Here is a 22,446-nt window from a genome sequence, read left to right as displayed (position 1 = left end):
CTTTAAGGCTATCGCGAAACTCGAAGAGTTCTTAAAGCCGGGGAAGCCGTCGAACTCTGTGAATCTAATATGACTCAATTAATAGCATATGTGTGTGATTATTGTCACGCACGCACAAAAAAATACGCCCAGAAACGGGCGTATCTTTGATAACTCAAATTATCGCTTTGAAATCAGGCATTTGCCTGCATGCGAAGATCTGCAAAAACATCTTCCAGACGTTTGATTGCTTCTTCAACTGTTGATTTTGGACAGGCCAGATTGAAACGCAGGAAGGTTTCGCCACCTTTTCCAAACGTGCTGCCGATGTTGACCGCAATCTTCGCCTGTTTCTGGATTCGGTTCACGATCTCATCAAACGGCAGGTCCACATCTTTAAAATCGACCCATTCCAGATAAGTGCTCGCCATGCGCATCACCTTGGCGCCTGGAATAGCCGCTTCCAGTCCTTCAATCAGCAGCTCCTGATTGGCTGCAACATAGTCACACAGCTCTGTAAGCCACTCTTCGCCATGGTTGTAAGCCTCAGTGGTCGCCTGAGAACCAAGCGGAGTTGAGTGCACGCCACAAGCCGTACAGACTTTGCGATAGGCGTCACGCAGCTCTTTGTTGCTGATGAGACAAGCCGCAGTCGCAAAACCGGCAAGGTTGAAGGTCTTTGAAGCGGAGGTGAACGTAATCGTCCGCTCTGCGATCCTCTCAGAAAGGGTGGCTGTCACAACGTGCTTGGAACCATCCAGAATGAGATCGTGGTGGATCTCGTCAGAGATGATCAAGATGTTGTGCTCAAGGCAGAACTCACAGATGCGGGTCAGTTCATCAGCCGTCCAGACACGACCACCCGGGTTGTGAGGGCTGCACAGCAGAAGGATCTTGGTGCGCTCGTCAATCTGGTCCTTCAGATTGTCAAAGTCCATGTAATAAGCGCCATCACGCTCAATCAGTTGGCTCTCAACAAGGCGGCGGTTGTTGTCGCGCACGGCGCGGCCAAACGCGTGGTAAACCGGAGAGAACACCAGCACACCATCACCTTCTTCCGAAAACGCCTGAATAGCCATGGAATAACCAGCCACAACGCCCGGCACGGTGGTGATCCAGTCTGCAGAAACGTCAAACCGATGGCGGCGCTTCATCCAGGAGATGATCGCCTCTTTATAAGGCACGTCATTGCCATAATAACCGTTGATCCCGTGCTCGGCAGCACGCGCAACCATATCGTTCACGGCCTGAGGCGGGCGGAAATCCATGTCCGCAACCCACATAGGCAAACCGTCATCACTGCTGATGCCGTAGCGACTTTCCATCTCATCCCATTTCAGAGAATGAGTGTTTCTGCGATCGATCTTCTTATCAAAAATACTGGTCATTACGTCTCGAAAAGTTGGAGAGATCGGTTTCTCTGGGGTGTCGTGACAGCGTGTAGGTCTGGCTATGCCGTCTCACGCAGCGTGAATTTTGCGGAGAGTGTAACCTTACCATTGCACAAGACAACCCCTTGCGCGATGAGATCATCCAGTTGTGCAAGTACATTGAGCGCCGCAGCGCCATGCAGCTTTGGATCCACATCGGTGTAGATGGCTTTCACCATGGTCATGACATCATCATCCCCGGCACGCAGGCGCTCCATAATAGCGTCAGAGCGCATCTGGCGATGCTGCTTTAGCTGAGCAAGAAACACTTTCGGGTTGTTCACTTCACCGCCATGAGAAGGGAAGTATCGGGCCTCGCCACGTGCCATCAGCTTGTCCAGCGACTTCATGTAGGCGTTCATAGAGCCATCTGGCGGCGCCACAATGGTCGTGGACCAGGCCATCACATGATCCCCTGGCAGCATCACTCCATGGTCGGGTAGGGCAAAAGACAAGTGATTCTCGGTATGCCCCGGGGTCGCAACCACCTCAATCACCACACCATCAACAGAGATTTTGGCCCCATCTTCCAGCTCTTCATCCGGTGCAAAGTCCTTTTGAGAGCTCGCATCCATCGGAGTTTCATCCATGTCTTCGAAGGAAACTGCACGTCTGTGCGGGCCGCAGCCCATCACAGGTGCGCCGGTCTTTTCCTTCAAAGGACCAGCAAGAGGGGAGTGGTCCACGTGCGTATGGCTCACAAGAATGGCCTTCACAGGACGACCATCAATCGCTGACATCAGAGCGTCCAGGTGCTCCAGATCCATCGGTCCCGGATCAATGACGACAACCTCGTTTTTGCCAACGATAAATGTGTTAGTGCCTGCAAACGTTAGGGCACCCGGGTTATTGCAGGTTACACGTGCCAGCTCGTCGGTGATTGCAACAAGCTTGCCGTGTTGTGCATCAAACTCACGATTGAAATCCATCTTGCTCATCTCAGGTCCCTCCCATTGCCCCTATAAATAAGCCTTTGGCAAATAAGAGGCAATGGCAACTAGGCCTGATTGATGGTCGACTTTCTGCTCACTTAAAACGCTCCATGAGAATGGCAGCGAAACAACAAATTTCAGAAAGCTTCATTTTTTTATTGCTATTAAGAATGAGTTGCAACTAGACTAGGTGAAGAAACAGGATACCTGCGGAAGATCTGGTGGTATCTATATTTTAAAGAGCTCAGGGCGAAGATATTGGCCAAGGACAAAGCGGCCAGATCGGAGAACTGCAAAAGATGAAGAGCCGGTACGTTTGCTCAAGTCGTTTTAGAAAGTTGGACTTTATGCGCTACTTTAAAGCTGCTGCACTTGCAGTCACACTGATGATCTTCGCAGGCCTCTCCAGCCTGTCAGCGGCCTTTGCAAAAACTCCAATCAACGCTGTGGCAACCGTTGGCATGGTCGCAGATGCAGTCCGCGCTGTCGGTGGTGATAACGTCACTGTCGAAGCGCTCATGGGAACCGGCATCGACCCACACTCCTACCGCCAGACCCGCTCCGACGTTGTAAAGATGGGCCGCGCAGATGCCATCTTCGCAAATGGCTTGTTTCTGGAAGCGCAGATGGAAGATCTGCTGCTGAAGCTGCAAAAGCGCAAGCCGGTCTTTTTCATCGGTGAGACCATCGACTCCGCAAAACTGGAAGGCTCAACAGCCTACACAGGCCGCTATGACCCACACGTCTGGATGAGCCCAACGCTCTGGAAAGGTGCAGTTGACGGCGTCACAGAAGCTTTCATTTCTATCGATCCTGAAAATGAGCAGGAATACCGCGACAACGCAGCAGCTTACCTTGTGCAGGTGCAGGAGCTTGCTGACTATGGCGACAAAATCCTCAAGACAGTCCCGCAGGAGCGCCGTGTTCTCGTAACTGCGCATGATGCGTTCACCTATCTTGGTCGCGACTTTGATCTGGAAGTGGTCGGCGTTCAGGGCATTTCCACCAACTCAGAAGCTGGACTGCAGCGTATTGAGGAACTGGTGGACCTTCTCGTAGATCGAAAAATCACAGCAGTGTTTGTTGAATCGTCAGTATCAGAGCGCAACGTGCGTGCCTTGGTGGAAGGTGCTGAAGCCAAAGGCCACAAAGTGGAAGTTGGCGGCGAGCTCTTCTCCGATGCGATGGGGCAGTCCAACACCTATGAAGGAACGTATATCGGTATGATCGACCACAATATGACGTCGATTACCCGCGCTCTGGGCGGTGAAGCTCCTGCGCGAGGCATGCAGGGTAAACTTGGAGCAGGTCACTAACATGCACGACAGAAGTTCCTCCGGCCTGCACCTGTTGCATGATACCGATGCAGGCAAAAACATAAGACCTGAAGATCTGCCGTTCACCGTGCAGGGCATGACAGTTGCGTACCATCACAAGCCAGTTCTTTGGGGCGTTTCCTACTCGGCCCCAAAAGGATGCCTTACAGCGATCATCGGTCCCAACGGCGCAGGCAAGTCCACATTCCTCAAGGCAGCGCTAGGCCTGATCCCGAAGCTCTCTGGTGAAACCAAGGTATTCGGTGAGCCAATCGAGAAGGCCTTGAAACGCATCGCCTACGTCCCACAGCGTTCAGCCGTGGACTGGGACTTCCCAGCGACAGCTATCGATGTGGTGATGATGGGCCTTTACGGCCAAATCGGCTGGTTCCGCTGGCCATCCCGCAAGCATCGCCAAAAGGCAATGCACTGCCTGAAATCCGTTGGTATGCAGGACTTCGCCAACCGCCAGATCGGCCAGCTTTCAGGCGGCCAGCAGCAGCGTGTATTCCTTGCCCGTGCACTGGCGCAGGACTCTGAAGTCTACCTGATGGATGAGCCGTTTGCTGGCGTGGATGCGGCAACAGAAAAAGCAATCGTCGCCGTGCTTCGTCAGCTTGTTGCTGACGGCAAAACCGTGCTCGTCGTGCACCACGACCTTGAGACAGTCCGCGACTACTACTCCCATATCCTGCTGCTCAATGGCCAGCATGTGGCGGACGGTCCGGTCGAAACAACCTTCACCCCAGAAAACTTGCAGAAAGCGTATGGCGGACGCCTTGCCAGCACCCAGTTGGATGGCCTCTCAGAAGCTTCAGGCGCATAAGGCAAAGCCATGGAACAGTTCTTTGCCGCTCTCACTCTGTCTGCAGGCTACAACACAGCACTGGTCTGCATCGGCGCTGCCCTTCTGGGCGCGGCCAGCGGTGCAATCGGCGTCTTTGTTTTGCTTAGAAAACGTACGCTGGTCTCTGATGCCGTCAGCCACGCAACGCTTCCCGGTGTAGCGCTCGCTTTTATCATCGCTCAGGTCTACTTCGGCTCAGGCCGCTCCCTCCCGGTGCTCCTGTTCGGCGCGGCCTTGTCAGCCGGTATCGGCGTGCTGGCCGTGGATTGGATCAAAACCCACACCCGCCTGACAGAAGATGCTGCCATCGGAACCGTACTCTCCACCTTCTTTGCGGTTGGCATGGTCCTGCTCACCATCATCCAGTCCATGTCCATCTCAGGACAGGCGGGACTGGAAGGCTTTCTCCTCGGGGCAACCTCCGGCATGCTCAAGTCTGAGGCGCTGACAATCGCCGTGGCAGCAGCCCTCGTTGGCCTTGCCGTTGTGCTGCGCATGAAAGAATTCTCGCTGCTTTGCTTTGACGAAGGCTTTGCAGCAGCCAGCGGCTACAACGTCCGTTGGCTCGATCGTACCCTTCTTCTCTTGCTTCTCGGCATCGTGGTAATCGGCCTCAAAACCGTTGGTCTCGTGCTCATCATCGCTCTGGCAATCATCCCACCCGTCGCTGCCCGTTTCTGGACAGACCGCGTGCCGGTGTTGGTTGCCATTGCAGCAGGAATTGGCGCCTCGGGAAGCTACATTGGAGCTGCTCTCTCAGCCAGCGCCCCAAACATGCCAACCGGCGGTTTGATCGTGCTGGTGCTCTTCAGTTTCTTTGTGGTTTCCCTCCTTGTCTCACCCGTTCGCGGCGTACTCGCCGCAGCGCTCAAGCACTACCGCTTCCAGCGCATCGTGCACCTGCGTCAGGGCTTGCTCGCCATCGCGCACAACGAGCCGGTGCTTGAGCCACTGACCCGCTCCATCCTGCGCAGAGGCGGTTTTATGAGCGGAGACGGCCAGCCAACCGTGAAAGGCCAGTCAGAAGCACGCCTGATCGAGCGAGATCAGAAACTCTGGAACCTCTATCGCGAAATGCACCCGGAAGAGTCCCATGCGCTGGCAGATTGGTCCCTGAAGCCAATCGGCGAAGTCCTGCCTGCTGACACCGTTAAGGTGTTGGAGCAGGAACTCAGCCCCCATGTGGTGCACCCTGAAGAAGGCGGCAAAGGAGGAGCAAGCTGATGGATATCTTCCTGCAATTTGACCTCCCAAGCATTCTGCTGGGCTCTCTGGCAGCGCTAGCCTGTGGTCTGCTCGGCAACTTCCTCGTCCTGCGCAAACAAGCGCTCATGGGTGATGCGATCTCCCACGTGGTGCTGCCCGGCATCGTGCTCGGCTTTCTGTTCTCTCATGAGACTGGCTCCTGGGCCATGATGATCGGAGCAGGGGTGGCAGCCATCTTCGCCGTGCTGCTCATCGAACTCATCCGCCGCATCGGCAATGTGGAACCCGGCGCCGCCATGGGCGTGGTCTTCACCACAATGTTCGCAGCTGGCGTTGTCATTCTGGAGCAAACCGGAACAGCAGGCGTCCACCTTGATGTAGAGCACGCTCTATACGGTAATCTGGAAAGCGCCATCTGGCTGGATGCCTACACGCTCTCAGATCTTTGGAACTGGCAGGCACTGTCGACCCTTCCGGAGAGCATCAAGCAGCTGTTCATCGTCAATTTGTTGGTGATCGGCTTCATCGTGCTGTTCTTCAAAGAGCTGAAGATCTCCAGCTTCGACCCGCTGCTCTCCGCCAGCCTCGGCTTCTCACCAAAATGGCTCGGCTTGTCACTCATCGTGATGGTTGCCATTGCAGCAGTTGCAGCGTTCAGTGCAGTGGGCTCAATCCTCGTGATCGCCATGTTTATCTGCCCGGCGGCCACAGCTCGTATGCTGACTGATAACCTGAAGACCCAGCTCTTCATCTCAGGCATTGCCTCACTGTCCGCTGGCCTGTTCGGTTACCTGCTTGCAGCCTTCGGTCCGGGCTTGCTGGGCTATGAATTCTCCGTCTCCGCTGCTGGTATGATTGCTGTTGTCGCTGGTCTGCAGCAGGTGCTTGCCATGTTGTTCGCGCCGCACTACGGCGTCGTCATGCGTCGCCGCCGGCAAAGGGAGCATGTCAGCGCCTGAAAGAGCCTGTAGACTTCGACAATGAAAAGGGAGTGCCCCAAAAGGCGCTCCCTTTTTTAGTTTGCCAAATAAATAACAGATTGAAATTACCTAGAGTTTTTCGCTCAACTTATAGAAATACAAATACAATATTGCGTAGCTCGCTAATAATGAGCTACGCTCGATAAGTTAATATACGTAAATTGTCATGGGTCTGTCACAGGTTGCAGTTAGCTGCCTAGGTGATGGAACCAGAGAGGTGTCGAATCTCTGCATCGCACCTTGGTTGCTATTAGAATTTCTTAGTCTCTTGAGGGCCCGTTAATGTCTATCTCTCGTCGTTCAGTACTGAAAGGCACTGCTGCAGCGTCCGCCGCTGCTGTTGCTGCTCCTGCAATTTTGAAGGCCTCTGATGCGCTGGCATCTTCTGGTCAGGTGAATGTGTTCGCATGGGGCGACTACGTTCAGGACAACATGATCAAGAAGTTTGAAGGTGACACAGGGATCAAGATCAACCTGTCCACCTTCGGCTCCAACGATGAAGCTGAGCAGAAGCTGAAAGCAGCAGGCGGCAAAGGCTTCGATGTGATCTTCCCGTCCATCACCAACGGCGCGAACTACTACCCGGATGACCTGCTGGCCCCTCTGGACGAAAGCAAGCTCAAGGTGGATGCCGTTGTGCCGTCCATGCTGCGCGACAGCGTGAAGCTTGGCGGCACTTACCGCGGCAAGCGCATGCTGCTGCCATTTGACTGGGGCACAGAAGCCATCACTTTCGACAGCACCGTCTTCCCGCTCTCTAACGATGAAGTCTCCTTCGGTTCTCTCTGGGCTCCTGAAGCCAAAGGCAAGGCTGCATTCCGTCAGAAATCCGCTCTGATCGGCACAGGCCTGTACCTCGACGCAATCGGCAAGGTGAAATCCAACCGCATGCTCGATGTATACAAGACCGAAGAAGACGCCCGCCGCGTCTGGGACGAAGTTGCCAAGTTCATCATCGAGCGCAAAGAGAACATCGCTGCGTTCTGGAACAACGCGACCGAAGCCACCAACGCCTTCAAACAGGCAGGCGCGTCCATCGGCCAGACATGGGACACAACGGGTCTCCTGCTCAGCCGTGAAGATGCAAAGTGGAAGTACCGCATGCCAAAAGAAGGCGGCATGACCTGGATGGATTCCATGGGCATTCCAAGCGGTGCAGAAAACACTGAGCAGGCCTATGCCTTTATCAACGCCATGCTTGATCCGGAAATGGCTGGCATGTTCAGCGCAAACACCGGCTACAACTCCGCTGTTGTAGGCGCCGCCAACCATGCAGGCGAAACCTACAAGAAGCAGTTCCTTGAGATCTACAACAACGATACCCTTGCGAACCTGTGGTGGTACCCGGCTGACACGCCATGGTTTGCACCGCTTCGTCAGGAGTACGTGGACAAGATCACCAACGCCTGACGGTGTTGGCAGCAAAGCGCGGCATCAGCCGCGCTTTGCATATCAGCTTGCAATCGCAGCGGTGGCACAAACATCGTTTTTGCAAGGAAGGAACTGCGCTCTGGCATGGCCAGAAGCCGAGCGGAAAACCTCAGGTTTCCATCCCTGAAAACCATAAGATAAAGCAATAGGCCCTTCATGCATGGCAATGATGTAATTCTCGAAAACCTCTCCATGAGATTTGGCGATTTTGTCGCCGTTCAGCCCACGAACCTCAAAATCAATGCTGGTGAGTTTTTCTCTATCCTCGGCCCGTCCGGCTGCGGAAAAACAACCATTCTGCGCATGATCTCCGGCTTCCTCAGTCCCTCTCAGGGCCGCGTCGTCATTGGCGACAAAGACATGTCCGGCATTCGCGCCAATGCCAGACCGACCGCTCTGATCTTCCAGAACCTCGCGCTCTTCCCGCTCATGAGCGTACGAGACAACATCGCCTTCGGTCTGGAAGCTCGCGGCATTTCCAAAAAGATCCGCCACGAAAAAGCGCAGGAGCTTCTGTCCCTCGTCGCGCTGGACGGGCAGGGCGATAAACTTCCAACCGAACTGTCCGGCGGTCAGCGCCAGCGCGTTGCCATTGCCCGTGCTCTCGCAGTTGAGCCATCCGTGCTCCTGCTTGATGAACCGCTTTCCGCGCTGGATCTGAAACTTCGCCAGCACATGCGTGCCGAGCTGAAAGAGCTGCAGCGCAAAACCGGCGTCACCTTCATCTACATCACCCACGATCAGGGCGAAGCGCTCACCATGTCAGACCGTGTCGCCGTTATGAACCACGGCGTGGTGGAACAGGTCGCCACCTCTGACGAAATCTACGCCCACCCGGTCACACCATTTGTCGCAAGTTTTGTGGGCGAGCAGAATGTCTTCAAAGGCAAGGTCGTTGGCAGGGAAGGAGACTTCGCTGTTCTGGAAACCTCCCAAGGCAAGCTGTTCGGCCAGAACGCACATGGCTTGAACGAAGGGGAGGACGCCATCCTGTTCGTTCGCCCGGAACGCGTCACGCTGGAAGAAAAAGACGGCCAGCAAAATGGCCTCTCCGCAAAGCTGGAACGCCGCGATCTGGAAGGACCGTTCGTGAACCTGCACATGCGGGCAGGGGATCAGCCTATTGCTGTCCATGTCACCAACGTGGAAAAAACACACCAGCCACTCGGCTCTGATCAGAACCTCTGGTTCGCAGCACAGGATGCTGTCGTGATGCGTCCAGGAGAGCTGGCCAGTGAATAGTCTGATCAAAAGTTACGGCAAAGGGCTCACGGCTCTTTTCATAGGACTAGCAGCGCTTTGGATCGTGCTCCTCATCGTCCTGCCCCAGTTCTCCATGATCGAGCGTGCCTTCACTTATGAGGACAGAGGTGGAGCCGCGGCTACACTGGCGTTGGAGATCGACCGTGCTTACGAAGAGGTGTTCCAGATCAACACCTCGCTGGAAGAGCTGGACGCGGAAAAAGATGCGGTCAATGTAGGGGAGGCAATAGCCAAGCCGCAGGACGGTGCCTCGTCTCTCAACCCGTTTGCCACACCAGAACCCTCCACCTCTGGTGGCGCATCTGGCCTGAACCCATTTGCTGAAGAGAGCCCGGCACCGTCAAACGATGCCACCGGCCTCAATCCATTTGCAGAACCTTCCGGCAATGACACTACCGGCCTGAACCCGTTCGGAGCACCATCGTCTGGTGGAGCAACAAGCGCGACCCGCACGATTGCTGAAATCGAAGCTGAAGTAGAACCGCTTCTTGCCAGAAAAGGCGAGCTGGAAGCAAAGATCGCCACACTGGAAGCCGAAGAGAAAGCCACCAGCGAAAGCGTAGGTTTGGATACCTCGTACTCTCTCAAAAACTTCACCATGATGAGTTCGATCCACTTCCAGATCTTCCTCGCAACCATCGCTTATGCGCTTTGCGTCACCATTCTGGCGTTCATCATGTGTTACCCGGTGGCTTACGCTGTCGCCACAACAACCAGCCGCAACAAACTCGCCATCCTGATGATTGGCCTGCTGATCCCTTATGCGATCAACGAGCTGTTGCGCATCTTCTCGTGGATTATGATCCTGGAGAAGCAAGGCATCCTGAATGGCCTGCTCGATCTGTTGGGCATCATTAATCTGGAGGCAGGAGAGGGCTTCCGCTTTGTCGCCTCAAACGGCGCAGTCTTTACGGTGATGGTTTATGCCTACGTGCTGTTCATGGTCTTCCCGATCTACAATACCATCGACACGTTGGACAAAAACCAGATTGAAGCGGCCCGAGACCTTGGTGCCTCCACATGGCGCATCCACTGGCGCGTGGTCCTGCCGCACGCCAAACCGGGCATTGCCGTTGGCGCGATCATGACCTTCATGCTCTCAGCCGGTTCCATCGCAGTTCCAAGTGCCGTGGGGCGTGGTCTGCACCCAGACTGGTTTAGTCAGGTGATCTACCGCCGCTTCTTTGAGGCTGACAGCTGGAACCAGGGTGCCGCCTATTCACTGGTACTTCTGGTGGCCTGTATCGTCTTTATTCTGTTCAATATGTGGGTCTTCCGCGTCGGTATCCGGGACATCGCGAAATGACGGCAACAACTCTTGAAAGCACCGGCGTGACAGAAACAGCTAAAACTCCAATCGATTGGGCGTCCGCCGTCTTGAACGGCTATCTGGTGATTTTCTTCGCCTATATGTTCCTGCCCATGATCTTCATGGTGATCGCAGCCTTCAACTCAGCGCCAACCCCTTCAGTCATTGACTGGCAGGGCTTCACGCTGGATTGGTTCCGCGCTCTACCACAGGATCAGCGTTTCATTGATGGTCTTGTCCATTCGCTTATCATCGCCGTGGGCGTGATTGTCATCTCCATCCCGCTGGGCCTTGCCGGGGCGTTGCTGCTCACCCGCCTGCAGTCTCAGGCGACAACCTTCCTCTACACCGTTCTAGTCTCGCCCATGCTCACACCGGGCATCGTGCTGGGCGCGACCACGCTTATCTTCTGGCGGGACGCGTTTGGGGTGGAAGGTGGCCTGTTCACCGCAACCATCGCCCAATCCAGCTTCATCGCCTCCTACTGCATGCTCATGTTCATGGCGCGCTTGCAAAGGCAGGATATCGTGCTGGAAGAAGCGGCGCTGGATCTGGGGGCGTCCTCATTCTTTGTGTTCCGCCGCATCACACTGCCCTTCCTGATGCCCACCATTCTGACCGCATCCGCCATCGCGTTTTTGCAGTCCATTGAAAACTACAACACCACCTTCTTTGCCATTGGCCCAAGTTGGACCCTTGTGACAGAGATTGGCGCGCGCATGCGCTTTGGTATATCCCCTGTCATCAATGTCATCGGTGTTCTCTTTGTAGCAATTACGATAATTGCTGCTACAGTCTACGTGATGGCAAGCCGCAGGAAGGGACGCGGCTGACAGATCTATTTTGGGGGGAAGCAATGACATCAGGCGAAATGGGTGTCTTGGAGCAATTTTCATTGTGCAAGGCAGAGGTGCTTCTGCCTGCCTCTGCTCAAAGCGCCTATGTGTGTTTTCTGGAGAAAATAGATGCCTGGTGGCCTGCGGAATACAGGTTCTCCCCGGACGGTGTTTTGGGCATAGAGCCGCTGGTGGGCGGCTCGTGCTTTGAAGACGTGGAAGACGGCAGGCGCTTGCACTGGGGCACCATTCAGGAGCTGGAAGAGGGCAGCAAGATCGTCCTTGCCTGGCAGATCTCTCCCAAACGCCTGCTCATTGAAGACCCGCAAAAAGCTGGCATCGTGACAATTCAGTTTTCAGATGTTGAGGGTGGCACCCAGCTCAAACTGGTGCATAGTCATTTTGAACGCTACGGAGACGGTTGGCGGGAGTACCTGCGCGCCATGAACTCCAGCGCCGGGTGGGCCTACTGCCTGAACAAGCTGAAAACCGCCATTGTGAAGATCTAGGCACCTCGCTCAACGCGATGCCGGTTCTCCAATGAAACGACGCATTTAGGAGCCCTCATGAAGCTCAAGTTCCGTTGCCTGCCAGAACTTCATGGCCATATTCCAGAGCCGGTTGAGGCAAAGTCAGCGCTTCCAGAATGGTTGAAGGACATCCCCTCAACCGTGGAAAGTGAGCTGCTGGGCAATGAACAGGTGCGCACCCTCAAACACTGCCCACCCATCATTGATGGCTTCTCCACGGGCATCCTCTTCAAGCTGCCCTGTGATGTGACAGTCAAAGACGGTGAGTTTTCGTGGCATTGGCCCAAGCCAGTCTCACCAAAAGCACAGCAGACCCGATCCCCCATCGGCTTGCATGTGCCGGAACAAGCAACCGGGGCTCCGCTGGGCACGAACCCGGGCGACTTCATCATCAAGCTCAACAACTTCTGGAGCATCGAGGCACCGGAAGGCATCTCACTGCTCTTCACCCATCCCCTCAATCGCGAGGAACTGCCGTTCAGAACGCTGGCAGGCGTGGTGGATTGTGACCGCTTCAAAGGTGGTTTCGTGCACTTTCCGGCGCTTTGGAAGAACCCGGAGTTTGAAGGCACGCTCAAAGCTGGCACCCCGATCGCACAGGCCTTCCCATTCAAGCGGGAAGCAATGGAGCTGGATTGCGCGCCGATGGATGAGGCAGAGTTCGAAACTCATTTAGACACGCAAAACAAACTGCAGGCAGAGCCGGGCCATTACCGCAAGTCTGTTCGGGCCAAACGCTCCGTGGATGCGTAACGGTGAGGGGGCTTCTGATCTCTAAGGCAGCATAGCCTTTGAGTTGAGCGGCACACGGCCAAACGATCCCTGGCTCATAATCTTCAGCAGTTCAGGGCGCACCGGCGGGTTGTTGGCAAACAGCCGCCGCAGCATGCTGATGCCTTCCTCATCCCCCATCATCTGCATGGCCTCAGCAGCACCCAGAATGTTCTCCGCATCATTCTCAATCTCGGCCCGCTTCTGGAACGCCTGCAAGGCAAGATCCGGCACTTCCATGTGAAGCGCAATGCGCGCCAAATTCAGCAATCCATCACCGTCATCAGGATAGGCAGCTGTATACTCGGCGAAGTCATTAAGGGCGGTGTTGAAATCTTCCATGTCCAGACAAGCCGCAGCCCGCTCAAACATTGCGCCTTGGTGCTGCGGTGAAAATTCCAGTGTCTTCTCAAAGTTCTCAAGGGCTTGAGCATTGTTGCCTGCGCGGCGGCGCACAAGGCCCAGATTGTACCAGAGGCTCGGATTGGTCTCGTCTTCTTCCAGCATGAGAAGAATATACTTCTCCGCTTCTGGCCAGTTTTCCTGCGAAATTGCTGCTTCCAGTTTTTCCAGAATCTCTTCCATCATCAGCCCTTCATTCCGTGCCCTAAAGCCTTCCCCAGCAAGCAAATTGCCTTCGCTCTCAGGTCCGTCCGCAGTACCTATTTAAAGGCGCAGGCCATTTAAATACAATTACCAAAGGTAAGAGTGAGATGACACTTCGCTTCAATTGAGCTCTAAACGCAAAAGATGAGAGTTGCGTGACGTTGAACCTGCCTCAAATGAAGCTTTGCCGATTAATTATTATTCCTCAGCTTCTCTTCTGCTTGATTTGTTAAACCTGCTAAATATATAACCGCGCCAACGCGTCGAAAATGTCTGAGTGGATCTACGCCATTTCCTAAGTGGACCGAACCTCCAAGATCCTTGGTTTCGCTACGTCTCCTTGTGGGGAAATTGCAAAAATGAGCAGCCGCCGTCGCGAGAATGTCATGCTGACCCTGTTAAATTCTCGGTCAGTCTGAAAGAAAAAACAACGTAAACGCGCAGCGGCGTTTAGAGAGTGGCACGTATGTCCCTGGATACTGACAAGGAAGAAAAGCAGGTAAATCAGGAGCCGTTGAGACTGGGTCTTAACAGGCAGGCGATTTATCGCAAAACCGTCGATGTGCGCTGGATCCTTCTGGCCGCCGCAGGCATTTTTGCTGTCTTCTCTGTTGCCTTTCAGGTGCCTGTCTGGGCCTCCTTCTTCGCATACGCTCTCATCTTCATTCTGGTCATCGGCGGCGGCATGAAAAGCCGCACCAAGGTCAAAGCGCCAAGCGGTGTCAGCCGCAAGGAAGCCAGCGAGATCGTGGATCGCGGCATGAAGTCCGCCGTCAACGCACTGCCAGACCCATGCTTCGTCGTCGACTACCGCGGCACCACCCAGTACGTGAACCTCGCCGCACAGCGCCGCTTCGGCACCATCGCGGTGGGTGATCCTTTGTCCTTCCGCATCCGCGCACCGTCGCTGCTAGAAGCGCTGGACCGCGTCTCCAATGGCGGCTCCACAGAGGTCATTGATTGGACAGAAAAGGTGCCAATGGAACTGTGGCTGGAAGCGCACATCGCGCCGCTCTGGTCTGTCTCCAGCGGAAACCTCGCCGTTCCACGCGGACGCCCGGGCCTCATCCTCGTCGTCATCCGCGACCTGACGGAAGCCCGCCGTCTGGAACGCATGCGTGCAGACTTTGTCGCCAACGCCTCCCATGAGCTGCGCACGCCGCTCGCATCCCTCACAGGCTTCATTGAGACCCTGCAGGGACCGGCAAAGGGCGATCCGAAAGCGCAGGACCAGTTCCTCGGCATCATGCTCGATCAGGCAGAGCGCATGCGTCGTCTCATTGATGATCTGCTGTCTCTGTCCCGCATCGAGATGAAAGTGCACGTCCAGCCTGAGACCCTCGTGGACCTCGGCCTGATTATGCGCCACTCCGTGGAATCACTTCTGCCCGTCGCCAAAGAAAACGGCGTCGAGCTGAATGTGACAGTGCCCGATGAACCTGCAGAGATTCGCGGTGAGAATGATGAGCTGGTGCAGGTCTTCAACAATCTGGTCGAAAACGCCCTGAAATACGGCTCCAGCGGTGGCCGAGTCGATGTCACATGCCGCCCGGACCCTGATTCCACCGAGACACCGCATTGGATCGCAGAGGTTCGTGACTACGGCCCGGGCATCGATCCGGAACACCTGCCGCGATTAACCGAGCGTTTCTACCGGGTTGACGTGGTCACCTCCCGTCAGATGAAGGGCACAGGCCTCGGTCTGGCCATCGTAAAACACATTCTGACTCGCCATAGAGCCCGTCTGGAGATCGAGAGTAAGCCGGATGAAGGCGCCTGCTTCCGTGTGTTCATACCCGGTGCCGTTATTTATGACGAAAATGAACTCGATTAAAAATATGTAGCAAAATCAAACTCTTGCGATGTCATAAAACTGATACTCAACGTTCATATAACCATCACAGCCAAACGCTAGGTTACAGCCAGCTCACAGCCGGGGCGCTGTGAGGTGAACGTAATTAATCAGTTTTAAAACCAAGACTCCCAGGAGACTTCAGGTGAAAATCAAGGCATTCGCAAGCGTCGCAGCGCTCGCTCTCGCAGGTACCATTGCTGCAGGTTCCGCACAGGCTCGTGATCAGATTCAGATCGTTGGTTCCTCCACTGTTTTCCCATTTGCAACAGCAGTAGCTGAGCAGTTTGGTCAGAAAACAAACTTCAAAACACCAGTTGTTGAATCCACTGGTTCCGGTGGCGGCATCAAGCTCTTCTGTGAAGGCGTTGGCGAAAACACACCTGACATCACCAACGCTTCCCGCCGCATGAAGGCAAAGGAGCTGGTTAAGTGTAATGAGGCTGGTGTAACCCCAGTTGAAGTCACCGTAGGTTTCGACGGCATCGTTCTGGCAAACTCCAAAGCTGGCGCTCAGCTGGACCTGACCCTTGATCAGGTGTTCCTGGCTCTGGCGAAAGAAGTCCCAGTCGAGGGCAAGCTGGTTGCAAACCCATACCAGAAGTGGTCCGACATCGACCCATCTCTGCCAAACACCAAGATCGAAGTTCTCGGTCCTCCTCCAACATCCGGCACCCGTGATGCATTCGCTGAGCTGGCAATGCAGGGTGGCTGTAAGAAAGTTGCAGGCGCTGCAGAACTCGGCCTGAAGAAAAAAGCATGTCACGAAGTTCGTGAAGACGGTGCTTACATCGAAGCTGGTGAGAACGACAACCTGATCGTTCAGAAGCTGGAAGCAAACCCGAACGCACTCGGCATCTTCGGCTTCTCCTTCCTCGACCAGAACGCTGACAAAATGCAGGGCGCAAACATCAACGGTGTTGCTCCTACTTTTGACGCGATCGCAGCTGGCGACTACCCAGTATCCCGTTCCCTGTTCTTCTACATCAAGAAAGAGCACGTTGGCGTCATCCCAGGCATCGCAGAATACCTGGCTGAGTTCACCAACGAAGACACCTGGGGCGACGAAGGTTACCTGGCAGACAAGGGTCTGATCCCACTGCCAGCAGCTGACCGCGCATCAGTTTCCAAGTCTGCATCAGCTCTGACACCACTTGCATTCTAATTGCAAAAAATCAGAGAGCGGTCAGCACCTCAGCTGACCGCTTTCACGCATCCGCAAAAGGTCGACAGCGCGTTCGGGTGCTTCCAAACAAACACCATGAATTCGCTATAACAGTTGCAGCGTGTTTCCGCATAACAAGCCTGATCTGCAGGCAGAAATACGCTCTGACAGAAGAGCCAAATAAGGCGACGCAATCAAATGTTCTGGACTTACGCTGCCCTTCTTCTACTGGTCTTCGTAGCCGCTAACGTCTATGGACGCTTCCGGGCTCTGCAGGTCGCTGGTCACCAGCTTTCCGTGCTTCACTCCCGGCCAACTTACCACGGTGGGTATCTGGCAATCCTGTCCACACTTCCGGCATTTGTGCTCCTGATTGCATGGGCAGTCGTAGAGCCGCGCATGCTGGATATGATGGTCATCAGCGCCAACGCCGAGGTGATTGAAGGACTGTCCAAACCAGAACTTCAGGCATTCCTGCGCGATGCCCGCGCCATCGCATTCGGCGGCATTGTTGCCTTCTCCGATGCGGGCAAGGAACAAGCAGCTGAGGTGTTCGCCTCGCTCGCCCAAACCTCCTTTGTCCTCAAAACAGTTCTTATGGTTGGCCTCGTGCTTGGCGGCTTGTGGTACGGCAACCGTGCTATTCGCCCCACAATGCGGGCTCGCCATTTTGTCGAGCGCACCGTCATGGGATTGCTGATCCTGTGTTCCGCTGTTGCGATCTTCACCACCATCGGCATCGTGCTCTCACTGATCTTTGAAAGCCTGATGTTCTTCCGCCAGATCCCAATTCTGGACTTCGTCTTCGGCACCCACTGGAGCCCGCAAAGCGCGTTTGAAGGCGCTGGTGCAGAACACGGCGAAGCCAATACCAAGATCTTCGGCGCAATCCCGCTTCTGGTCGGCACCATGCTGATCACAGCAATCGCGATCATTGTGGCTGCACCAATCGGCTTGCTCTCAGCGATTTACCTCTCTGACTACGCAAGCACTCCGGTCCGCGCAATCGCAAAGCCAGTTCTGGAAATTCTGGCTGGTATCCCAACAGTGGTCTACGGCTTCTTCGCTGCGCTCACCGTGGCACCATTCATCCGCGGCTGGGGCGAAAGCATCGGCCTGTCAGTCAGCTCAGAAAGTGCACTGGCCGCTGGCCTTGTCATGGGCATCATGATCATCCCGTTCGTCTCCTCCCTGTCTGACGATGTGATCAACGCCGTGCCTCAGTCTCTGCGTGATGGCTCTGCCGGTCTTGGTGCCACCAAGTCCGAAACCATTCGCCGTGTGGTTCTGCCAGCGGCTCTGCCGGGCATCGTCTCGGCGCTGATCCTCGCCATCTCCCGCGCCATTGGCGAAACCATGATCGTGGTGATGGCAGCAGGCTTGGCCGCCAACATGACAGTGAATCCCCTGGAAGCAGTAACAACCGTGACCGTGCAAATCGTCACCTTGCTGGTCGGTGACCAGGAGTTCGACAGCGCGAAAACACTCGCAGCGTTTGCTCTCGGTCTTCTCCTCTTCTGCATCACACTTGCTCTGAACATCTTCGCTCTGCGCGTCGTGAAGAAATATAGGGAACAGTATGATTGATATCGCTCAGGACACTGCCGGTTCCGCAATTGGCGGACGTGTCAAAGGCATTCCTTCCGGCGTCCATACGACAGACGAAGCTCGCAAGCGCCTGAAAAAGCGCTACAGCATGGAAGCGCGCTTCAAGGCTTACGGCATCGGTGCCATTGCATTGGCCGCAACCTTTCTGGTTCTGCTGCTCTTCACAATTGTCGGCACTGGCCTGCCAGCCTTCACCTACAACTACGTGAGCGTGCCGCTGAACCTGAGTGCTGAAAAGGTTGATCCAGCCAATCCGGCAGGCGCCAGCTACAACAAGATCATCCGCGATGGTCTGAAGGCAGAACTGCCATTTGCATCCGACCGCAAAAACCGCCGCGTGCTGTACTCGCTGGTGTCCTCCGGCGCCAACGTCATCCTGCAAAAGCAGGTGGTCGCTGACACTTCCATGCTGGGTGGAACCGGTCCAGTCGCTATCCCGCTTTCAGATTTCGCAGACCTTTATGTCAAAGGCCTGATCACGCAGAAAAACGAGATCACCACAACAAGCGCAGCCACCGTTTCCGGAACCGAAGGGCAGGTGACCATCACCGCCGAGAAACCGGAGTTCGGTGCGCTTATCGCCGCTCTCAAGTCTTACTACGAGAACGAAGTCACACTGCTTTCTGACAAGATCGAAGCCCGCGGCCGTTCTGAAGTCAGCGTCAACACCAAGATCACAGGCCTCGAAACCCGCCTGAAAAGTGAAAAAGATCCGCTGGTTGTGCAGCGCCTGACCTCTGAAGTTGAGAGCAACAGAGAAGCACTCGAGAAAATCAAGGCAACTCTGGAAACCCGGAAGGCGGAACTGGCTGTTCTGCAGGGCCATCTTGCCAATATTGAAAATGGCGGCACACTCAACAACAAGATGCCAAGCTTCTTCGTGAACGTGAATGGCGGCACCATCAAAGCGGAAAAGGTCACGCCAACCAGCGTCACCGGCACCGCCTTCATCCCGCTCAGCTCCGATGCAGCCGTCGCTGCTGGCCAATGGGGCATTGAAGAGCTGGAAACACCGGAAAGCTTCCGCAAGTTCTCTGATAAAGAGATCGCCTACACGGACTATCTGGTCTCCAAAGGCACCATCGAGAACCAGTGGAACTCCATCTTCTTCAAGTCCGGTGCAAGCCGTGAACCTGAAATGGCCGGTATCTGGGGTGCAGCAGTTGGTTCCTTTTGGACCATGCTCGTTACCTTGTCTCTGTCATTCCCGATTGGTGTGGCCGCTGCGATTTATCTGGAAGAGTTCGCGCCTAAGAACCGCTGGACCCACCTGATTGAGGTGAACATCAACAACCTGGCAGCCGTGCCATCGATCGTCTTCGGTCTGCTTGGTCTGGCAGTGTTCCTCAACGTCTTCGGCTTGCCGCGATCCGCGCCGGTCGTCGGCGGTATGGTGCTGGCGCTCATGACGCTGCCAACCATCATCATCGCCTCCCGCGCAGCCCTTCAGGCCGTGCCGCCTAGCATCCGCGAAGCTGCACTGGGTGTTGGAGCTTCCCGCTTGCAGGCCGTGTTCCACCATGTGCTGCCACTGGCAATGCCGGGTATATTGACTGGAACTATCATCGGCATGGCACAGGCATTGGGCGAAACCGCACCGCTTCTCATGATCGGCATGGTGGCTTTCATCGTCGATATCCCGGCAAGCCCGGTGGATCCGTCGACCGTGCTGCCGGTTCAGATCTTCATGTGGGCAGACTTCCCCGAACCGGCCTTCCAGCAGAAAACCTCTGCCGCGATCATGGTGCTGCTCGGCTTCCTGATCTCGATGAATGCAATCGCAATCGTCCTTCGTAAACGTTTTGAGCGCCGCTGGTGATTTGAAAGGCAAGATCATGGCATTGGAAATGACCACAGACACCGAGAGTGCAATGGATACAACAATAAGCGCGCCACCAGCCGTATCAGCTGAAGGCGAAACGCTCAAAATGCGTGGCCGTGACGTAAAAGTGTTTTACGGCGACAAGCAGGCCCTGCATGGTGTGGATCTGGATGTGCGCAAAAATCAGGTGACCGCGCTGATCGGTCCATCCGGTTGCGGCAAGTCCACCTTCCTGCGCTGCCTCAACCGCATGAACGACACCATCGATATCTGCCGCGTGGAAGGTGACATCCTTCTCGACAACGATGACGTCTACGACCCACGCATTGATGTAGTGGAACTGCGTGCCCGCGTTGGCATGGTGTTCCAGAAGCCGAACCCGTTCCCGAAGTCCATCTTTGAGAACGTGGCTTACGGCCCACGCATTCACGGTCTGGCACAAAGCAAGGCCGATCTGGAAGAGATCGTCGCCAGCTCCCTGCAGCGCGCCGGTCTGTTTGAGGAAGTGAAAGACCGTCTGGATGAGCCGGGAACCGGACTCTCCGGTGGTCAGCAGCAGCGCCTGTGCATCGCGCGCGCAATCGCTGTGTCTCCGGAAGTGATCCTGATGGATGAGCCATGTTCTGCGCTTGACCCGATCGCCACCGCAAAAGTGGAAGAGCTGATCGACGAGCTGCGCCAGAACTACACCATCGTGATCGTAACCCACTCCATGCAGCAGGCAGCGCGTGTTTCGCAGCGCACTGCATTCTTCCACTTGGGAACACTGGTGGAAGAGGGGCTGACCAACGACATCTTCACCAACCCCAAAGACCAGCGCACGCAGGATTACATCACTGGCCGTTTCGGTTAAAAATAATAGGCAAGGAGGTCTAAGGAGATCATCCGATGAAAGATCATATCGTCTCGTCCTTCAATGAAGAACTGAAAGAGTTGGCCGGTCGTGTCGTCGAAATGGGCGGCCTCGCAGAAACGCTGGTACATGATGCGGTCAGCGCACTGCTGCGACAGGACCGCGAGCTGGCAACCCGCACCATTGCGGCGGACAGGCGCCTCGACAACATGCAGGCCGAGCTGGAAGAGCTGTGCATCTCCGTGATCGCACGCCGCCAGCCGATGGCAAGCGATCTGCGCGACATCATCGCCGCCATGCGCATCTCCAACGATCTGGAGCGCGTTGGCGACATGGCCAAGAACATTGCAAAGCGGACGCTCGCAATTGAGAGTGAGTTCAACAACAAGCAGCTTGCTGTCGGCGTGGAGCACATGTCTGATCTGGCGCTGGAACAGCTCAAAGCCGTTCTGGATGCCTACACCTCCGGTGATTTGGAAGTCGTCCAGCGCGTACATCTGCGCGATGATGAGGTCGATGCGCTGTACACCAGTCTGTTTCGTCAGCTGCTCACTTACATGATGGAAGATCCACGCTCTATCACCATGTGCGCCCACCTGCTGTTCTGTGCAAAGAACATTGAGCGCATCGGTGACCATGCGACCAACATTGCCGAGAACATCTACTACATGATCTCCGGAAATCAGCTTCCGGCTGATCGTCCAAAAACGGACGAACTGGCAGACAGCAGCGCTGTCTGAGACGTGCCGCTCTCCGGGAAGCTGCAAGCCCGGAAGGCGACCACGTTGAACAAGGTTTGGAGTGCCGGGTTCATTATGCGGCACTTCATGTGTCAAATCAGAGGGCGGCTTCGCGTTTCTGATAAGAAAAGACGCAACTACAAAAGGTTAAAGTGGTTTACATGCACAGTGATGACGGTAAACTGCTTTACAACAGAAGGTGCAAAGAGAGCACTAGGGTATGCCTAAGATACTGATTGTAGAAGACGAAGAACCGTTAAGCCTGCTGCTGAGATACAATCTCGAAGCGGAAGGCTACAATGTCGACGTATGCGCAAGAGGAGATGAGGCAGAACTCCTGCTGCAGGAAAGCCAGCCGGACCTGCTCTTGCTGGACTGGATGCTGCCCGGCCTCTCCGGTATCGAGCTTTGCCGCCGTCTGCGGGCACGTTCAGAAACCGAACGCATGCCAATCATCATGCTCACAGCGCGTGGTGAAGAGTCTGAACGCATTCGTGGTCTGGCAACCGGAGCGGATGATTACGTCGTCAAACCTTTCTCCATTCCGGAGCTTATGGCCCGCGTGCGAGCGATCTTCCGCCGTGCATTGCCGGAAGTTGTCTCCACCATGCTCAAGTCCGGTGATATTGAGCTGGACCGTGAAACCCACCGCGTACGCAGAACTGGCCGTGAAATCCACCTCGGCCCAACCGAGTTCCGCCTGCTGGAGTTCCTCATGAGTGCTCCGGGCCGCGTCTACTCCCGCGAGCAACTGCTCGACGGTGTGTGGGGACATGATGTTTACGTGGATGAGCGCACTGTCGACGTCCATGTGGGCCGCCTGCGCAAAGCCATCAACAAGGGCCGCATGAAAGACCCGATCCGCACCGTCCGCGGCGCCGGATACGCTTTCAACGACCAGTTTGCTGTCGGGTAATCGATTTCTGCTATATGCGCATTATGAAACTGCATCTCTGATCCGGAGATGCAG

20 protein-coding genes are annotated in these 22,446 nt (G+C 55.3%); 17 read left to right on the top strand and 3 right to left on the bottom strand.

From position 1 onward, the window contains the following. Positions 1 to 173: 173 nt before the first annotated feature. Positions 174 to 1,367 carry a MalY/PatB family protein gene (locus PJE062_RS14040; RefSeq protein WP_008549822.1) on the bottom strand — a complete coding sequence of 398 codons (1,194 nt, stop codon included), beginning with the start codon at positions 1,365 to 1,367 and terminating at the stop codon, positions 174 to 176. A gap of 62 nt (positions 1,368 to 1,429) precedes the next feature. Then, positions 1,430 to 2,347 (bottom strand): MBL fold metallo-hydrolase, encoded by a 918-nt coding sequence (locus PJE062_RS14035; protein WP_008549718.1) that lies wholly within the window; start codon positions 2,345 to 2,347, stop codon positions 1,430 to 1,432. A gap of 341 nt (positions 2,348 to 2,688) precedes the next feature. Here PJE062_RS14035 and PJE062_RS14030 point away from each other — a divergent pair, with 341 nt between their 5' ends. From PJE062_RS14030 to PJE062_RS13985, 10 genes are all read left to right on the top strand, one after another. Further along, the gene (locus tag PJE062_RS14030) at positions 2,689 to 3,657 is read left to right on the top strand and encodes a metal ABC transporter solute-binding protein, Zn/Mn family (RefSeq protein WP_008549635.1); all 969 of its coding nucleotides are present in this window, start codon (positions 2,689 to 2,691) and stop codon (positions 3,655 to 3,657) included. A 1-nt stretch (position 3,658) separates the two neighbouring features. Next, positions 3,659 to 4,483, top strand: coding sequence for a metal ABC transporter ATP-binding protein (locus tag PJE062_RS14025; protein WP_008549985.1), 825 nt, complete (start codon positions 3,659 to 3,661; stop codon positions 4,481 to 4,483). A 9-nt stretch (positions 4,484 to 4,492) separates the two neighbouring features. After that, complete coding sequence (locus tag PJE062_RS14020; protein WP_008549693.1) at positions 4,493 to 5,728, top strand: metal ABC transporter permease; 1,236 nt, start codon at positions 4,493 to 4,495, stop codon at positions 5,726 to 5,728. After that, the gene (locus tag PJE062_RS14015) at positions 5,728 to 6,669 is read left to right on the top strand and encodes a metal ABC transporter permease (RefSeq protein WP_008549885.1); all 942 of its coding nucleotides are present in this window, start codon (positions 5,728 to 5,730) and stop codon (positions 6,667 to 6,669) included. The genes PJE062_RS14020 and PJE062_RS14015 overlap by 1 nt, the downstream gene beginning before the upstream one ends. Before the next feature lie 303 nt (positions 6,670 to 6,972). Next, positions 6,973 to 8,100 (top strand): extracellular solute-binding protein, encoded by a 1,128-nt coding sequence (locus PJE062_RS14010; protein WP_008549908.1) that lies wholly within the window; start codon positions 6,973 to 6,975, stop codon positions 8,098 to 8,100. A 177-nt stretch (positions 8,101 to 8,277) separates the two neighbouring features. After that, entirely contained in the window at positions 8,278 to 9,363 is a 1,086-nt protein-coding gene (locus tag PJE062_RS14005) for an ABC transporter ATP-binding protein (RefSeq protein WP_008549533.1), read from the top strand. After that, entirely contained in the window at positions 9,356 to 10,690 is a 1,335-nt protein-coding gene (locus PJE062_RS14000) for an ABC transporter permease subunit (protein WP_008549904.1), read from the top strand. The genes PJE062_RS14005 and PJE062_RS14000 overlap by 8 nt, the downstream gene beginning before the upstream one ends. After that, entirely contained in the window at positions 10,687 to 11,526 is an 840-nt protein-coding gene (locus tag PJE062_RS13995) for an ABC transporter permease (protein ID WP_008549831.1), read from the top strand. Before PJE062_RS14000 ends, PJE062_RS13995 begins: the two co-directional genes overlap by 4 nt. Positions 11,527 to 11,549: 23 nt before the next feature. After that, positions 11,550 to 12,038: an SRPBCC family protein gene (locus PJE062_RS13990; protein ID WP_008549934.1), complete on the top strand. Its 489-nt coding sequence runs from the start codon at positions 11,550 to 11,552 to the stop codon at positions 12,036 to 12,038. Between the two features lie 57 nt (positions 12,039 to 12,095). After that, positions 12,096 to 12,812 (top strand): hypothetical protein, encoded by a 717-nt coding sequence (locus PJE062_RS13985; protein ID WP_008549999.1) that lies wholly within the window; start codon positions 12,096 to 12,098, stop codon positions 12,810 to 12,812. A 21-nt stretch (positions 12,813 to 12,833) separates the two neighbouring features. On the opposite strand, the gene PJE062_RS13980 is transcribed toward PJE062_RS13985, so the two are convergent. After that, positions 12,834 to 13,418: a tetratricopeptide repeat protein gene (locus PJE062_RS13980; protein ID WP_037036960.1), complete on the bottom strand. Its 585-nt coding sequence runs from the start codon at positions 13,416 to 13,418 to the stop codon at positions 12,834 to 12,836. Between the two features lie 484 nt (positions 13,419 to 13,902). Between PJE062_RS13980 and PJE062_RS13975 the strand changes: the two genes are divergently transcribed. The 7 genes from PJE062_RS13975 (at position 13,903) to phoB (ending at position 22,392) form a co-directional block, all read left to right on the top strand. After that, positions 13,903 to 15,270, top strand: coding sequence for an ATP-binding protein (locus PJE062_RS13975; protein ID WP_008549692.1), 1,368 nt, complete (start codon positions 13,903 to 13,905; stop codon positions 15,268 to 15,270). Between the two features lie 163 nt (positions 15,271 to 15,433). After that, a complete protein-coding gene (locus PJE062_RS13970; RefSeq protein WP_008550009.1) occupies positions 15,434 to 16,453 on the top strand; it encodes a PstS family phosphate ABC transporter substrate-binding protein in 1,020 nt (339 codons plus the stop codon). Between the two features lie 198 nt (positions 16,454 to 16,651). After that, entirely contained in the window at positions 16,652 to 18,040 is a 1,389-nt protein-coding gene (pstC, locus tag PJE062_RS13965; protein WP_008549944.1) for a phosphate ABC transporter permease subunit PstC, read from the top strand. Next, the gene (pstA, locus tag PJE062_RS13960) at positions 18,033 to 19,880 is read left to right on the top strand and encodes a phosphate ABC transporter permease PstA (RefSeq protein WP_008550015.1); all 1,848 of its coding nucleotides are present in this window, start codon (positions 18,033 to 18,035) and stop codon (positions 19,878 to 19,880) included. The genes pstC and pstA overlap by 8 nt, the downstream gene beginning before the upstream one ends. Positions 19,881 to 19,932: 52 nt before the next feature. Further along, positions 19,933 to 20,736: a phosphate ABC transporter ATP-binding protein PstB gene (pstB, locus tag PJE062_RS13955; RefSeq protein WP_050773927.1), complete on the top strand. Its 804-nt coding sequence runs from the start codon at positions 19,933 to 19,935 to the stop codon at positions 20,734 to 20,736. 35 nt (positions 20,737 to 20,771) lie between these two features. Beyond that, positions 20,772 to 21,476, top strand: coding sequence for a phosphate signaling complex protein PhoU (phoU, locus tag PJE062_RS13950; RefSeq protein WP_008549853.1), 705 nt, complete (start codon positions 20,772 to 20,774; stop codon positions 21,474 to 21,476). A gap of 220 nt (positions 21,477 to 21,696) precedes the next feature. Continuing rightward, the gene (gene phoB, locus PJE062_RS13945; RefSeq protein ID WP_008549923.1) at positions 21,697 to 22,392 is read left to right on the top strand and encodes a phosphate regulon transcriptional regulator PhoB; all 696 of its coding nucleotides are present in this window, start codon (positions 21,697 to 21,699) and stop codon (positions 22,390 to 22,392) included. The last annotated feature ends 54 nt before the right edge of the window (positions 22,393 to 22,446 follow it).

It is taken from the genome of Pseudovibrio sp. JE062, assembly GCF_000156235.1.
Classification (GTDB): Bacteria; Pseudomonadota; Alphaproteobacteria; order Rhizobiales; family Stappiaceae; genus Pseudovibrio.
This window is presented reverse-complemented; position numbering and strand designations above follow the sequence as displayed.

Coding starts and splice junctions, on each gene's coding strand:
- PJE062_RS14040 (WP_008549822.1), bottom strand. CDS start 1,367: ATGACCAGTATTTTTGATAAGAAGATCGATCGCAGAAACACTCATTCT.
- PJE062_RS14035 (WP_008549718.1), bottom strand. CDS start 2,347: ATGAGCAAGATGGATTTCAATCGTGAGTTTGATGCACAACACGGCAAG.
- PJE062_RS14030 (WP_008549635.1), top strand. CDS start 2,689: ATGCGCTACTTTAAAGCTGCTGCACTTGCAGTCACACTGATGATCTTC.
- PJE062_RS14025 (WP_008549985.1), top strand. CDS start 3,659: ATGCACGACAGAAGTTCCTCCGGCCTGCACCTGTTGCATGATACCGAT.
- PJE062_RS14020 (WP_008549693.1), top strand. CDS start 4,493: ATGGAACAGTTCTTTGCCGCTCTCACTCTGTCTGCAGGCTACAACACA.
- PJE062_RS14015 (WP_008549885.1), top strand. CDS start 5,728: ATGGATATCTTCCTGCAATTTGACCTCCCAAGCATTCTGCTGGGCTCT.
- PJE062_RS14010 (WP_008549908.1), top strand. CDS start 6,973: ATGTCTATCTCTCGTCGTTCAGTACTGAAAGGCACTGCTGCAGCGTCC.
- PJE062_RS14005 (WP_008549533.1), top strand. CDS start 8,278: ATGCATGGCAATGATGTAATTCTCGAAAACCTCTCCATGAGATTTGGC.
- PJE062_RS13995 (WP_008549831.1), top strand. CDS start 10,687: ATGACGGCAACAACTCTTGAAAGCACCGGCGTGACAGAAACAGCTAAA.
- PJE062_RS13990 (WP_008549934.1), top strand. CDS start 11,550: ATGACATCAGGCGAAATGGGTGTCTTGGAGCAATTTTCATTGTGCAAG.
- PJE062_RS13985 (WP_008549999.1), top strand. CDS start 12,096: ATGAAGCTCAAGTTCCGTTGCCTGCCAGAACTTCATGGCCATATTCCA.
- PJE062_RS13980 (WP_037036960.1), bottom strand. CDS start 13,418: ATGATGGAAGAGATTCTGGAAAAACTGGAAGCAGCAATTTCGCAGGAA.
- PJE062_RS13975 (WP_008549692.1), top strand. CDS start 13,903: ATGTCCCTGGATACTGACAAGGAAGAAAAGCAGGTAAATCAGGAGCCG.
- pstC (WP_008549944.1), top strand. CDS start 16,652: ATGTTCTGGACTTACGCTGCCCTTCTTCTACTGGTCTTCGTAGCCGCT.
- pstA (WP_008550015.1), top strand. CDS start 18,033: ATGATTGATATCGCTCAGGACACTGCCGGTTCCGCAATTGGCGGACGT.
- pstB (WP_050773927.1), top strand. CDS start 19,933: ATGGATACAACAATAAGCGCGCCACCAGCCGTATCAGCTGAAGGCGAA.
- phoU (WP_008549853.1), top strand. CDS start 20,772: ATGAAAGATCATATCGTCTCGTCCTTCAATGAAGAACTGAAAGAGTTG.
- phoB (WP_008549923.1), top strand. CDS start 21,697: ATGCCTAAGATACTGATTGTAGAAGACGAAGAACCGTTAAGCCTGCTG.